The sequence below is a fragment of the Streptomyces sp. NBC_01384 genome, from assembly GCF_045040035.1.
Lineage (GTDB): Bacteria > Actinomycetota > Actinomycetes > Streptomycetales > Streptomycetaceae > Streptomyces.
The window spans coordinates 2,445,452-2,458,976 of the sequence record NZ_CP109559.1 but is presented as its reverse complement, the minus strand read 5'-3'; the positions used below and the strand labels follow the sequence as shown (position 1 = coordinate 2,458,976).

The window sequence follows — 13,525 nt, the reverse complement described above, 5'->3', positions numbered from 1 at the left end:
ACTCCACACGAATATCACGGGGTTTACGATCTGGCACATGAGTTCAATTCCGTATGGGACGTGTCGATGACGGACAACACCAGCACACGGTCCGGTGCCGCCCTCGCGGGCGATCCGTCCGGCGAGCCGATGGTGCGGGTGGAGAACCTGCACCACTCGTACGGCACGGGCGCCGTGGCCGTGCACGCGCTGCGGGGGGCCTCCTTCGACATCCGGCGCGGTGAGCTGGTCGCCCTCAAAGGCCGTTCGGGCTCCGGCAAGACGACACTTCTCCACCTGATCGGCGGGCTGGACTCCCCGGACCGCGGCCGCGTCGTCATCGACGGCACCGACCTGTCCGCACTCGGCGAGAACGAGCTGCTGGAACTGCGCCGCGACCGCATCGGCTACATCTTCCAGTCCTTCGGGCTGATCCCCATCCTCACCGCGGCCGAGAACGTGGGAGTGCCGCTACGGCTCCGCAGAGCCGATCCACACGAACGTGAGGAGCGCGTGGCCCTGCTGCTCGCCCTGGTGGGGCTCGCCGACCACCACGCCCAGCGCCCGGCGGAGCTCTCCGGCGGCCAGCAGCAACGGGTGTCCATCGCCCGGGCCCTCGCCAACCGCCCGGCCCTGCTGCTCGCCGACGAGCCGACCGGGCAGCTGGACGCCCAGACCGGCCTGGCGGTGATGGAACTGCTGCGGGCCGTGGTCAGCAGCGAGGACGTCACGGCCCTGGTCGCCACGCACGACCCCCAGCTTCTGGGCCTGGCCGACCGGGTACTGGAGTTGAGCGACGGCGAGGTCATCGAACACTGACTAGGCGGCCCCGCTCGTCAGCGCGGACACCTTTCCGACCGCCAGGACCACCAGCAGCACCAACAGCCCCGCGCACACGGCCCCTTGGACGAGGGCCCGGCGACGGTCCCGGGGCGCGTACGCGTACGCGAGGGTCACCACGCCACCCGCCAGCAGCCCGCCGAGGTGGCCCTGCCAGGAGGTGAGTCCCGCCGAGATGAGCAGCCACAGCAGCAGGCCCGCCATGAACCGGTTGACGGCGCTCATGTCGGCGCCGAGACGGCGGGCCATGACGTAGTACGCGGCCCCCAGCCCGAAGATCGCGCCCGACGCGCCGAGCGTGGGCGTGTCCGGCGCGATCACCAGCACGAGGACCGAGCCGCCGAGCGCCGAGAGCAGATAGAGCGCGAGATAGCGGACCCGGCCGAGCTGGGTCTCCACCACCCGGCCCAGGTTCCACAGCGAGACCATGTTCATCACGATGTGCAGAATCCCGAACGTGCCCTCGGTGGGCGGCAGATGGAGGAACGCGCCGGTCAGCAGCCGGTACCACTCCCCGTCAATGACGCCTTCGGGGTGGTAGCCGGAGGGGTAGGTGTGCTGCCAGACGTAGTGTCCGCCGTCCGGGCCCGCCAGTCCCGCCCCCAGCATCTCGAACCGGTCCACGATCGCCGGGCGCACCACCTCACCCACGTACGCCAGCACGTTGAGCGCGATCAGGACGTACGTCACCACGGGCATCGTCGAGATCCGGCCGCCGAAGGCCGTGCGGGCCTGCCGGACGGACCGGGCGCCCTCCTTCACGCACTCCACGCACTGGTGGCCGACGGATGCCTCGCGCATGCAGTCCGGGCAGATGTAGCGGTCGCACCGCGTGCAGCGCAGATGGGACTCCACCTTGGGATGGCGATAGCAGGTGGTGACGGCGGACTCGGTGGACTCGGGTTCCACGGCCGGCTCCTTGGGGGTGCAGAGGGGGACGATGAGCCGGTGGGGGCGGCGGCGAACAAAATAGCGAACGTCGGTGTGCGGGTGGGACGGCAGGGCGCCGGTGGTGACGTAATCTCGGCACTCCCGTCACAGCTCAGCGCACCGAAGGGAGCCCGCATGCCCGAGATCGGCGTCAGCAAGGTGGAGGAGACCGCGCCCGCCCTGGTCAGTCTGTACAAGAGCGCCGGTGTCTCCCTCACCAAGCACGGGCTGAGCGGACAGCGGGCCGCGGTGTATCTGGTGGTCGACTACTCCGGGTCGATGAAGCCGTACTACAAGGACGGCAGCGTGCAGGCGCTGGCGGACCGGGTGCTCGGCCTGTCGGCGCACCTCGACGACGACGGCACCGTCCCGGTCGTCTTCTTCTCCACGGACATCGACGCGGTGACGGACATCGCGCTCGACAACCACCAGGGCCGGGTGGAGAAGATCGTGGCCGGCCTCGGCCACATGGGGAAGACCAGCTACCACCTGGCCATGGACGCCGTCATCGACCACTACCTCGACAGCGGCACCGAGGCCCCCGCCCTCGTCGTCTTCCAGACCGACGGCGGCCCCATCAGCAAGCTCGCCGCCGAACGGTACTTGTGCAAGGCGGCGACGCTTCCGCTGTTCTGGCAGTTCATAGGGTTCGGCGACCCGGACAGCCGTCAGTTCGAATTCCTGCGCAGACTCGACGAGCTGCCGGTCCCGCAGAAGCGGGCCGTCGACAACGCCGGCTTCTTCCACGCCGGTTTCGACCCTCAGAAGGTCTCCGACGGCGAGCTGTACGACCGGTTGGTGGGCGACTTCCCCCAGTGGCTGACGGCCGCGCGCGAGCGGGGGATCGTCCGGTGACCGTGCGCGCGCTGCCGGCCGCCGAGCGGGTCGCCGTGCCCTGGAAGAACGGTGGCGGGGTGACGCGTGAGATCGTCGCCCGGCCCGAGGGCGCGGACATGGGCGACTTCGTGTGGCGGGTGAGTCTGGCCGACGTCGGGGCCGACGGACCGTTCTCGGCGTTCGCCGACGTGGACCGTATCCTCACCATGGCCGAGGGCGAGGGGATGGAGCTGACCGTCGGCGGCGAACGCCGGCGTGTCGACAAGCGGTTCGTTCCGCAGAGCTTCCCCGGCGATCTGCCGACCGACTGCCGCCTCCTCGGGGGCCCGGTCGTGAACCTCAACGTCATGTGGCGCAGGGGCGGCGATGCGGCCCCGACCGTCACGGTCGCGGATTCCTCGCGGCCCCTCGCCCTCCCGGCGGGCCCGGCCGTCCTGGTCGTCGCGCTCGACGGGACCGCCGAGGTGGCCGAGGTGACCCTCGGGCGGTACGACGCCGTGCTCCTGGCCGACGAGGAAGCGACACTCCACGCGACAGGCCGCACCGCCGTCATCGCCCTCACGCCGAGAGGCTGAGCCGCCCGCCCCGAGGCTTTCAGGGGCGCGGGGCTGTGACATTGTGCGGCTCCGTCGCGTGGGCGCGACCAACCCCCACCCACCTGTGGCGCACGAACTCCGCCCGCGGGCTGGGGCGGAGCCCCCAGGCATGGGACGGAGCCCCCAGGGATGGGACGGGTAGGGGCGGCGGGGGCGAAACCCGCTGCGGCGTGACGCCCCGTTGGCTTTGCGGAGGTGTCATGCCACCCTGGTGGGCCGAGGGGAGCGGCTTATGGGTGCACTGGAGAGCAACTCAGGGCGTACTACGGGGACTTCGAGGGATGAAGTCGGCAAGGGGGAGCGGCTCGCGGACTGGGCCGACGGGCGGCTCGGGCTGTACGCACTGGCCAAGGCCAATATGCGCAAGGTCTTCCCGGACCACTGGTCCTTCATGCTCGGCGAGGTCTGCCTCTACAGCTTCCTCATCCTGATTCTGACCGGCGTCTACCTCACGCTCTTCTTCGAGCCGAGCGCCGCCGAGGTCGTCTACCACGGCTCGTACGAGCCGCTCAACGGCATCCTCATGACCCGCGCGTACGAGTCCACCCTCCACATCAGCTTCGACGTGCGCGGCGGACTCCTGATCCGGCAGATCCACCACTGGGCGGCGATCGTCTTCCTCGCCGGGATGCTCGTGCACATGATGCGCGTCTTCTTCACCGGCGCGTTCCGCAAGCCCCGTGAGGTCAACTGGCTGTTCGGCTGGACCCTGTTGATGCTCGGCCTCATCACCGGACTGACCGGCTACTCACTCCCCGACGACCTGCTCTCCGGCACCGGCGTCCGCTTCGCCCAGGGCGCGATCCTGTCGGTCCCGATCGTGGGAACGTACCTCTCCTTCTTCCTCTTCGGAGGCGAGTTCCCGGGCCACGACATCATCCCGCGCTTCTTCCCGATCCACGTCCTCCTGCTGCCGGGCATCATGCTCGGCCTGGTGGTCGCCCATCTGATCCTGGTCTTCTACCACAAGCACACGCAGTACCCCGGGCCCGGACACGACCAGAAGTCGGTCGTCGGTATGCCGTTCCTGCCGGTCTACATGGCCAAGGCGGGCGGCTTCTTCTTCCTCGTCTTCGGGGTGCTGTCGCTGATGGGTGCGATCGCCACCATCAACCCCGTGTGGGCCTTCGGGCCCTACCGCCCGGACCTGGTGACGACCGGCGCACAGCCCGACTGGTACCTCGGCTTCTCCGAGGGGCTGATCCGGGTGATGCCGGGATGGGAGATCAACGCCTGGGGCCACACCCTGCAACTGGGCGTCTTCATCCCGTTCTCGCTCTTCCCGCTCATCATGACCGCCATCGCCGTCTATCCGTTCATCGAGGCGTGGATCACCGGGGACAGACGGGAGCACCACATCCTGGACCGGCCGCGCAACGTCCCCACCCGCACCGGCCTCGGCGTCGCCTGGCTGACACTGTACGGAGTGCTCCTGGTCGGCGGCGGCAACGACCTGTGGGCCACCCACTTCCACCTCTCCATCAACGCCATCACCTGGTTCGTACGGGTCGGCTTCTTCGTCGCGCCCGCGCTCGCCTTCGTCGTGACACGGCGGATCTGTCTGGGGCTCCAGCGACGGGACCGCGACAAGGTGCTGCACGGCAGGGAGACCGGGATCATCCGGATGCTCCCGCACGGCGAGTACGTCGAGGTGCACGAACCACTCTCACCGGCTCAGCGGTTCACGCTCACCCAGCACGAGCAGCCCCCGCCGTACGAGGTGGGACCGCTCGTCGACGCGAACGGCGTCGTCCGACGGGTCGGCCCCGGCCGCAGGCTGCGCGCCCGGCTCGCCCGCGCCATGTACGGGCCCGACACCCAGATCCCGAAGCCGACGGCGGAGGAGTACCGGGAACTCACCAGCGGCGAGCACCACCACTGAGGACCTCGGCCCGGCACTCGGTCGGCGTGCCCCACGCGGTACGCAGGGCGCGGGCCTTGGTCAGCCACAGGGACAGGTCGTACTCCGCGGTGTAGCCGATCGCGCCGTGCAGCTGGAGCGCGGTGCGCGCGGTGGCGTACGCCGCCTCGCAGGCCGTGACCTTGGCGGCGGCCACGTCGGCGGGCGTCATGGTCAGGGCCGCGCCGAACAGCAGCGGGCGCGCGAACTCCAGGGCGATCTTCGCATCGGCGAGGCGATGCTTGACCGCCTGGAACGAGCCGACGGGAACGCCGAACTGGGTGCGCCGCCTGACGTATGCGACCGTCCGGTCGAGGAGCGCGAGACCGACGCCGAGCGCCTGGGCGGCGGTGGCGAGCCGGGCCCAGGCAAGGGCACGGGCGACGGGAGGGTCGGTGGCGAGGAGTTCACCCCCCGGCGTCAGGACGGTGAGGCGGCGGGCAGGGTCCAGGGAGGCGCGTACCGGGCCGTGGCCGGGGGCGAGACGCAGTCCGTCGGCCGCCAGCGCGAGGCGGGTGGTCGCCGCGTCGCCGTCCAGCGCGTACGCCCCGTCGAGGGCCAGGGTCGCCGACGCCTCGCCCGAGGCCAGCGCCGGGAGCAGCCGCCCCGCCGGGCGGGGATCCGCCAGCTCGGCCAGCAGGGTGGCCGCCGCGACCGTCTCCACCAAGGGGCCCGGCACCGCGTGCCGACCCAACTCGACGAAGCCCAAGGCCAGTTCCACCGGGTGCGGGCCCACCCCCTCGTACGCCTCCGGCACCGCGAGCGCGAACACGCCCGCCTTGGCGATACGGGACCACAGCGCGCGACCGCTGCCGTGGTCACCGCGGCTCCAGTCCCGTACGACCGACGGTGTGTCCGCGGCCGTCAGCATCGCGTCCAACGAGTCGGCGAACGCGCGCTGTTCGGCGGTGACGAGGAAACGCATCAGCGGCGGCCCTTCGGGAGGCCGAGCAGACGCTCGGCGATGATGTCGCGCTGGATCTCGTTGGTGCCGGCGTAGATGGGGCCGGCGAGCGAGAAGACATACCCCTCGGACCAGTCCGTGTCCGCCAACTCGCCTGCCTGACCGAGGAGATCGAGCGCCGTCTCGTGCAGCGCGATGTCGTACTCGGACCAGAAGACCTTGTTCAGGCTGGCCTCCGGACCGATCTCCCCCGCTCTCGACCCCGCTCGAGCGGGCGCGCCCCCACCGCCGTCGAGGAAGCGGGAGGCGCCCGCGTAGGTGAACAGCTGGTAGGCACGGGCGCCGATCAGCGCGTCGGCCACCCGGTCGCGCAGGGACGTGTCGGACGGGTCCCCGTGCGTGCGCCACAGCTCGACCAGCCGGTCGGCGGAGGCGAGGAAGCGGCCGGGGGAGCGGAGCGTCAGCCCGCGTTCGTTACCCGCGGTCGACATGGCGACCCGCCAGCCCCCGCCCGGCTCGCCGATCACGTCCTCGTCCGGGACGAAGACCTCGTCGAGGAAGACCTCGGCGAAGGCCGGTCTGCCGTCGAGGCGGCCGATGGGGCGCACGGTGACCCCGGGCGCCCGCAGGTCGAACATCAGATAGGTCAGGCCCTGATGAGGCCTCGGCGTGTCCGGCTCGCTGCGGAAGAGGCCGAACGCGCGGTCGGCGAAGGCGGCCCGCGACGACCACGTCTTCTGCCCGCTCAGCAGCCGGCCCCCGTCCGTGCGCACCGCACGCGAGGTGAGCGAGGCCAGGTCGGACCCCGCCTCCGGCTCGGACCACGCCTGCGCCCAGACGACCTCCCCGGTGGCCATGGAGGGGAGAACCCGGGCGCGCTGCTCCCGCGTGCCGTGAGCGAAGAGAGTGGGCGCCAGGAGGTTGATGCCGTTCTGGCCGACCCGGCCCGGCGCGCCCGCCGCGTAGTACTCCTCCTCGAACACCAGCCAGCGCACGATGTCCGCGTCCCGGCCGCCGTACGCCGCCGGCCATGACACCACCGACCAGCGGTCCGCGGCGAGTTCGGCCTCCCACGCGCGGTGTGCCGCGAAGCCCTCCTCGGTCTCCAGGGACGGGAGGGGCGTCCGTGGCACATGGGCGGCGAGCCAGGCCCGGGCCTCGGCGCGGAAGGCCTCGTCGGCGGGGGAGAGGGTCAGATCCATCGGCAGCACCTTCCCTAACAAGTGTTTGGTAGGTTAGCGTGGAGGTATGAGCGACGTCGAGAGTCCGGCGTACGTCACCGGGCACGGGCTGCTGAAGGGGCGCACCGCCGTCATCACCGCCGCCGCGGGCGCGGGCATCGGCGGGGCGACGGCGCGCAGGTTCCTGGAGGAGGGCGCGCGCGTCCTGATCAGCGACGCGCACGCGCGCCGGCTCAAGGAGACCGCCGCGGCCCTCGCCGAGGAGTTCGGCGCCGCGCGGATCGCCTCCCTGCCCTGCGACGTCACCGACGAGGACCAGGTCCAGGCCCTCTTCGGCACGGCGACCGGGCTGTACGGCGGCCTGGACATCGTCGTCAACAACGCGGGCCTCGGCGGCACGTCCGCCCTCGTCGACATGACCGACGAGCAGTGGTCGAAGGTCCTCGACGTGACACTGAACGGCACGTTCCGGTGCACGAGGGCGGCGCTGCGGTCGATGAAGGAAGCCGGCCACGGCGTGATCGTGAACAACGCCTCCGTCATCGGCTGGCGCGCCCAGGCGGGTCAGGCGCACTACGCCGCCGCCAAGGCCGGGGTCATGGCGCTCACCCGGTGCGCGGCGATCGAGGCCGCCGAGTACGGGGTGCGTGTCAATGCGGTGTCACCGAGTCTCGCCATGCACCCGCACCTGGTGAAGGTGACCACGCCCGAGCTGCTGGAGGAACTGACGGCCCGCGAGGCCTACGGCCGGTACGCGGAGCCCTGGGAGGTGGCCAACGTGATCGTCTTCCTGGCGTCCGGCTACTCCTCGTACATGACGGGCGAAGTCGTCTCCGTCAGCAGCCAGCATGCGTAGGGCGTCGGCGGTCGGCACCCCTGGGACCACAATGGAACCGTGCCTACCAAGAAGAAGCCCCAGGTGACCGCCACCCCCGAGCGGCGCCGCGAACTCCTCGACACCGCCGCCGAGGTCTTCGCCGAGCAGGGCTACAACGCCACCACCGTTCGCAAGATCGCGGACCAGGCCGGGATGCTCGCGGGCAGCCTCTACTACCACTTCGACTCCAAGGAATCGATGCTGGAGGAGATCCTGCGGACCTTCCTCGACGAGCTCTGGCACGGTTACGACGCCGTCCTGGACGCCGAACTCGACCCGCGCCGGACGCTGGAAGCCCTGGTCACCGAGTCCTTCCGGGAGATCGACCGGCACCGCGCCGCCGTCGCCATCTACCAGAAGGAGTCCCGGCACCTCGCCGCCCAGCAGCGCTTCGCCTTCCTCGCCGAGTCGCAGCGCAACTTCGAGAAGGCGTGGCTGAGCACGCTGGAGCGCGGCGTGGCCGCCGAGGTCTTCCGGGCCGACCTCGACATCCGGCTCACCTACCGGTTCGTGCGCGACACCGTGTGGGTCGCCGCGTCCTGGTACCGGCCCGGCGGACAGCACAGCCCCGAGGAGATCGCCCGGCAGTACCTGTCGATGGTGCTGGACGGCATCTCCGTACGCGAACAGCCCATGTCCTGACCCATGTCCGAGAGGGAGTCGTCATGGCCGAGGCCTACATCGTCGAAGCGGTCCGTACGCCCGTCGGGCGGCGCGGGGGAGGCCTGAGCGCTGTCCACCCGGCCGACCTCGGCGCGCATGTCCTCAAGGCGCTGGTCGAGCGGTCCGGCGTGGACCCGGCCGCCGTGGAGGACGTCGTCTTCGGCTGTCTGGACACCGTGGGGCCGCAGGCCGGGGACATCGCCCGCACCTGCTGGCTGGCGGCCGGGCTCCCCGAGGAGGTGCCGGGCGTCACCGTCGACCGGCAGTGCGGCTCCTCCCAGCAGGCCGTGCACTTCGCGGCCCAGGGCGTCCTGTCCGGCACCCAGGACCTGGTGGTCGCGGGCGGCGTGCAGAACATGAGCCAGATACCCATCGCCTTCGCCTCCCGTCAGGCCGCCGAACCCCTCGGCCTCACCGAGGGCCCCTTCGCGGGCAGCGAGGGCTGGCGGGCGCGCTACGGCGACCGGCCCGTCAACCAGTTCGCCGGCGCCGAGATGATCGCCGCCAAGTGGGGCATCAGCCGCCGCGACCAGGAGGAGTTCGCCCTCCGCTCGCACCGGCGGGCGATCCGCGCCATCGACGAGGGCCGCTTCGCGCGCGAGACCGTGGCGTACGGCGAGGTCACGGTCGACGAGGGCCCGCGCCGGGACACCTCACTGGAGAAGATGGCGGGCCTGAAGCCGGTCGTCGAGGGCGGCACCATCACCGCCGCCTGCTCCTCCCAGGTCTCCGACGGCGCCGCCGCGATGCTGCTCGCTTCCGAGCGGGCGGTACGGGAGCACGGGCTGACCCCGCGCGCCCGCGTCCACCACCTCTCCGTACGCGGCGAGGACCCCATCCGCATGCTGTCTGCGCCCATCCCGGCCACCGCGTACGCCCTGAAGAAGACCGGCATGTCTCTCGACGCCATCGACCTCGTCGAGATCAACGAGGCCTTCGCCCCGGTCGTCCTCGCCTGGCTCAAGGAGACCGGCACCGACCCGGAGAAGGTCAACGTCAACGGCGGCGCCATCGCGCTGGGGCATCCGTTGGGGGCGACGGGCGTGAAGCTGATGACGACGCTCCTTCACGAACTGGAGCGCACCGGCGGCCGGTTCGGCCTCCAGACCATGTGCGAGGGCGGCGGCCAGGCGAACGTGACCATCATCGAACGGCTCTGACGACTCTCTTGCGAGCATCTGGTCGGCTGCCTCCTCGACCGCGTCCAGAACCGCTATGGGCACGACGGCACCGACTCGCTCGCCTTTGCGGGTGATCACCGTGACTTCGCCGGCCTCGGCGTTACTCAGGATCTCGGCCAGTCGCGCACGGGCCTCGCGGATGCTCAGCGTCTCGGTCATGCCACATGTGTACACCGTGCTGTGTACATACATCATCTGCGGGAAGACTGCGGAGAACCGCCCCCGCTTCCGTCATCACGCGCTCGACCAGCTCCGCGCACGACGGCAGATCCTCGATCACTCCCGCCACCTGTCCCGACGCCATCACCCCCAGATCCGTACGCCCGTCCACCATCGACGACTTGAGCAGCATCGGCGTGTTCGCGGCGAGCAGCACCTGGCTCCAGGTCAGCTCCTTGCCGTGCTTCATGGCGAGACCGTCGCGGACCATCCGCGACCAGGACAGCCCGGATATCCTCCGAAAGCCCGCGGCCCGGCGGACGGCATGCGCGAGGGCCCTCGCACGGCCGGACCTCTCCAGGGAGTCGACGAAGTCCGTACGCAGCATGCGGTGCGGGAGGCCGTCCACGGCCGTGGTGACCGTGACGTCCTTGACCGTCGCCGCCAGGTACTTCGCCTTCACCGCGTCAGGGACCGTCGAGTCCGAGGTGAGCAGGAAACGGGTACCCATCGCGATGCCCGCCGCCCCGTACGCCAGCGCCGCGACCAGCCCCCGTCCGTCGTGGAAACCGCCCGCCGCGACCACAGGGATGTCGACCGCGTCCACCACCTGCGGCAGCAGCACCGTCGTCGCGACCTCGCCGGTGTGTCCGCCGCCCTCGCCGCCCTGCACGATCACCGCGTCGGCACCCCAGGCGGCCACCTTCTCGGCGTGCCGGCGCGCCCCGACGGAGGGGACGACGATCACGCCCGCCTCCTTCAGCTCGGCGATCAGCTCGCGGGAGGGCGCGAGGGCGAAGGACGCGACGCGTACACCCTCGTCGATGATGATCCGTACCCGCTCGCCCGCGTCCCCGGCGTCGGCGCGCAGATTCACCCCGAACGGCGCGTCCGTACGGGACTTGACCTCACGTATGGCCTCTCTCAAGTGGTCGAGGGCCATCGTCGCGGAGGCCAGGATGCCCAGCGCTCCCGCGTTCGCCGTCGCCGACACCAGGCGGGGGCCCGCCACCCAGCCCATGCCGGTCTGTACGACGGGGTGGCGGACACCGACGAGGCGGGTGAGCGCGGTCTCCATCAGCTCCTGACCTCTCGGTCCCGGGCGCCGCCCGGATCGATGACCTCGCGGATCAACTTCCGTTCCTCCGGCGTCGGTTCACGGGTGCCGGGCACCTCGTCCGGGATCGACAGAGGAAAGCCCGTCGCCTCCCGCACCTGTTCCACGGTGACGCCCGGGTGCAGCGAGGCGAGGCGCATCGAGTGGTCAGGGGTGGCGAAGTCGAAGACGCCGAGGTCGCTCACCACGCGCGGGACGCGGTGGAAGCGGGTGGCGCTCGGGCCCGCGGCGGCGGCACGGTCGTACCCCACCCCGCACACCATGTCGACCCGCTCGACGAAGACGCGCGGGGAGTGCCTCGGGACCCAGTAACTGGTCGGGTTGTTCAGGGTGTTGACCGGGGCGCCGCGCACGCCGAGCAGCTGGCGCGTGGGCCTGGACCAGTCGCCGATGCAGGAGATGTTCTGGTTGCCGAAGCGGTCGATCTGGCTCGCGCCCATCATCACGTGCCGGCGCCCGCCGGTGACCATGGTCAGGTGCTGTCGGTACGGCAGCCAGCCCTCCGGGGTGCCGTCGAGGCCGACGAGCATGGCCTCGCCGTCGGTCAGCAGCAGGTCGGGGGAGAAGGTGCGCTTGGCGAGACGGGCGCCGATGGAAGGGATCGCGCCCATGGGGCTGGCGAGCACCTCGCCGTTGTCCCGCCAGGCCTCGGCGCAGGCGATCACGCAGTACTCGGCGCGGGTGACCGCGGGTGCGGGTGAGGGTGAGGGTGAGGATGCGGGGCTCAACGCTGCTCCTTGTGCCAGGCCCGTACGGCGGACTGGTAGGCCTGTTCGTCGCCGGCGAGGAAGCGTGCGGCGAACTCGGCGTAGGGCGTGGTGGCGTACAGCTTCTGGAAGGGCTCGTCGCGTCCGTGGTCGGGGACGCAGGACGTGAAGTGCGCGCCGTTCGGTGTCTCGACGACGCCCGTCACGCTCGACCGCTTGAGCAGCAGGGTCTGCGGGGCGGCCTCCTTGGTGAGCTCCGCCGTGTCGACCATGCGCTCGCAGGAGACATACGCGGCGTCGGCCGCCTCGCAGAACAGGTCGTCGAAGTACGGGTCCGGGCCCAGATACTGCCCGTTGCCCAGGCGGTCGGCGCGGTTCATGTGGACCAGGGCCGCGTCCAGGCGCAGGGCGGGCATGGCGACGAGCTCCTCCCGTACCCCCGAGGAGACGTCGGCGTACGGCGAAGTGACCGTGCGCAGAGTGGGGTTGACCCGCATCACGTCCGAGCCGAGCCCGGCCCGGACGGGGAGGAAGGGCAGGCGGTTCGCGGCGGCGTGCAGGCCCCACATGAACATCGCCTCGTCGACCTCCATCAGCTCGAACGCCCCGCGCTCGCGCGCCGCCCGGTAGTGCGGTTCGAGCGGGATCGAGTCGAGGGTGGTGAAGGCGGTGACGAGCACCCGGATCCGGCCGGCGGCGGCGAGCAGGCCGACGTCCGGGCCGCCGTACGAGACCACGGTGAGATCGGTGATCTCGGACCGGAGCAGTGCTCTCACCAGGGCCATCGGCTTGCGGCGCGAGCCCCAGCCGCCGATGCCCAGGGTCATCCCGCTGTGCAGCCGGGAGACCACCTCGTCGGGAGTCATGGTCTTGTCGCTCATGTGCCGACCCCCTCCTTCCCGAAGGTGTCGCGGACGCGGTCGGCGACCCCGCTGAGGTTCGCCTCGAAGGTGAAGCCCTGCTCGAAGCGGTAGCTGCGGCGCACGTCCACGGGGTCGATGCCGTTGAGCGCGGCCTTTGCGAGCCGGATCAGCTCGCCGTCCTTGGCGGCGATCTCGCGAGCCAACTCCAGCGCGGCGCCTCGGAGCTCCTCGCGCCGTACGACCCGCCACACCGAGCCGTGCGCGTGCAGCTCGGCGGCGGTCGCCGTGCGCGAGGTGTAGTACAGCGCGCGCATCAGATGGCCCGGGACCAGGCGGGCCAGATGCGTGGCCGCGCCGAGGGCGCCGCGGTCCAGCTCGGGCAGGCCGAAGGTGGCGTCCTCGCTCGCCACGATCGCGTCCGCGTTCCCCACCAGCCCTATCCCGCCGCCCAGGCAGAAGCCGTGCACCGCCGCGACCACGGGCACCTCGCACTCGTAGACGGCGGCGAAGGCCTCGAAACAGCCGCGGTTCGCCCCTATGAGCGCGCGATGGCCCCCGGTGTCCCTGGTGTCGCGCTGCATCTCCTTGATGTCCACGCCCGCGTTGAAACCGCGCCCCTCGGCCGTCAGCACGACGCACCGGACGCCGGGGTCGCGGCCCGCCGCGCGGAGGGCGTCGGCCAGGTCGAACCAGCCGCGCACCGGCAGCGCGTTCACCGGTGGGAAGTCGACCGTGACGACGGAAATCCCCTTTTCCGGGGACGAGGTGGAGACACCCATGGACGCATCAGC

General features: G+C 71.1%; 14 protein-coding genes and 1 pseudogene. 7 read left to right on the top strand and 8 right to left on the bottom strand.

Annotation, left to right across the window (positions count from 1 at the left end):
• The first annotated feature begins 66 nt into the window (after positions 1 to 66).
• Positions 67 to 798: an ABC transporter ATP-binding protein gene (locus OG747_RS11090; RefSeq protein WP_405879134.1), complete on the top strand. Its 732-nt coding sequence runs from the start codon at positions 67 to 69 to the stop codon at positions 796 to 798.
• Here the strand turns inward: OG747_RS11090 and OG747_RS11085 are convergent, their stop codons facing one another.
• Positions 799 to 1,728: a rhomboid family intramembrane serine protease gene (locus OG747_RS11085; protein WP_405879133.1), complete on the bottom strand. Its 930-nt coding sequence runs from the start codon at positions 1,726 to 1,728 to the stop codon at positions 799 to 801. It lies immediately after the preceding gene.
• Between the two features lie 156 nt (positions 1,729 to 1,884).
• Here OG747_RS11085 and OG747_RS11080 point away from each other — a divergent pair, with 156 nt between their 5' ends.
• From OG747_RS11080 to OG747_RS11070, 3 genes are all read left to right on the top strand, one after another.
• Positions 1,885 to 2,604 (top strand): vWA domain-containing protein, encoded by a 720-nt coding sequence (locus tag OG747_RS11080; protein ID WP_405879132.1) that lies wholly within the window; start codon positions 1,885 to 1,887, stop codon positions 2,602 to 2,604.
• Positions 2,601 to 3,161: a HutD family protein gene (locus OG747_RS11075; RefSeq protein WP_405879131.1), complete on the top strand. Its 561-nt coding sequence runs from the start codon at positions 2,601 to 2,603 to the stop codon at positions 3,159 to 3,161. Before OG747_RS11080 ends, OG747_RS11075 begins: the two co-directional genes overlap by 4 nt.
• A gap of 253 nt (positions 3,162 to 3,414) precedes the next feature.
• Positions 3,415 to 5,064, top strand: a complete 1,650-nt coding sequence (locus tag OG747_RS11070; RefSeq protein WP_405879130.1) for a cytochrome bc complex cytochrome b subunit — start codon at positions 3,415 to 3,417, stop codon at positions 5,062 to 5,064.
• Here the strand turns inward: OG747_RS11070 and OG747_RS11065 are convergent.
• Both OG747_RS11065 and OG747_RS11060 read right to left on the bottom strand, forming a co-directional pair.
• Positions 5,039 to 6,007, bottom strand: a complete 969-nt coding sequence (locus OG747_RS11065; RefSeq protein ID WP_405879129.1) for an acyl-CoA dehydrogenase family protein — start codon at positions 6,005 to 6,007, stop codon at positions 5,039 to 5,041. The genes OG747_RS11070 and OG747_RS11065 overlap by 26 nt on opposite strands.
• Positions 6,007 to 7,188, bottom strand: a complete 1,182-nt coding sequence (locus tag OG747_RS11060) for an acyl-CoA dehydrogenase family protein (RefSeq protein ID WP_405879128.1) — start codon at positions 7,186 to 7,188, stop codon at positions 6,007 to 6,009. Before OG747_RS11060 ends, OG747_RS11065 begins: the two co-directional genes overlap by 1 nt.
• A gap of 46 nt (positions 7,189 to 7,234) precedes the next feature.
• Between OG747_RS11060 and OG747_RS11055 the strand changes: the two genes are divergently transcribed.
• From OG747_RS11055 to OG747_RS11045, 3 genes are read left to right on the top strand one after another with little or no spacing between them, the layout of a single operon-like run.
• Positions 7,235 to 8,023, top strand: a complete 789-nt coding sequence (locus OG747_RS11055) for an SDR family oxidoreductase (RefSeq protein ID WP_405879127.1) — start codon at positions 7,235 to 7,237, stop codon at positions 8,021 to 8,023.
• A gap of 39 nt (positions 8,024 to 8,062) precedes the next feature.
• Positions 8,063 to 8,686 carry a TetR/AcrR family transcriptional regulator gene (locus tag OG747_RS11050; protein ID WP_405879126.1) on the top strand — a complete coding sequence of 208 codons (624 nt, stop codon included), beginning with the start codon at positions 8,063 to 8,065 and terminating at the stop codon, positions 8,684 to 8,686.
• Between the two features lie 23 nt (positions 8,687 to 8,709).
• Positions 8,710 to 9,867, top strand: a complete 1,158-nt coding sequence (locus OG747_RS11045) for an acetyl-CoA C-acetyltransferase (protein WP_405879125.1) — start codon at positions 8,710 to 8,712, stop codon at positions 9,865 to 9,867.
• 54 nt (positions 9,868 to 9,921) lie between these two features.
• On the opposite strand, the pseudogene OG747_RS11040 reads toward OG747_RS11045, so the two are convergent.
• The 5 genes and pseudogenes from OG747_RS11040 to OG747_RS11020 form a co-directional block, all read right to left on the bottom strand.
• Positions 9,922 to 10,047: pseudogene (locus OG747_RS11040) on the bottom strand (type II toxin-antitoxin system Phd/YefM family antitoxin); the annotation flags it as partial.
• Complete coding sequence (locus tag OG747_RS11035) at positions 9,989 to 11,125, bottom strand: NAD(P)H-dependent flavin oxidoreductase (protein ID WP_405879124.1); 1,137 nt, start codon at positions 11,123 to 11,125, stop codon at positions 9,989 to 9,991. The gene OG747_RS11035 and the pseudogene OG747_RS11040, both read right to left, overlap by 59 nt.
• The gene (locus tag OG747_RS11030; RefSeq protein WP_405879123.1) at positions 11,125 to 11,892 is read right to left on the bottom strand and encodes a CoA-transferase subunit beta; all 768 of its coding nucleotides are present in this window, start codon (positions 11,890 to 11,892) and stop codon (positions 11,125 to 11,127) included. The genes OG747_RS11035 and OG747_RS11030 overlap by 1 nt, the downstream gene beginning before the upstream one ends.
• Complete coding sequence (locus tag OG747_RS11025) at positions 11,889 to 12,752, bottom strand: CoA transferase subunit A (protein WP_405879122.1); 864 nt, start codon at positions 12,750 to 12,752, stop codon at positions 11,889 to 11,891. Before OG747_RS11025 ends, OG747_RS11030 begins: the two co-directional genes overlap by 4 nt.
• A complete protein-coding gene (locus OG747_RS11020; RefSeq protein WP_405879121.1) occupies positions 12,749 to 13,513 on the bottom strand; it encodes an enoyl-CoA hydratase family protein in 765 nt (254 codons plus the stop codon). Before OG747_RS11020 ends, OG747_RS11025 begins: the two co-directional genes overlap by 4 nt.
• Between the last annotated feature and the right edge of the window lie 12 nt (positions 13,514 to 13,525).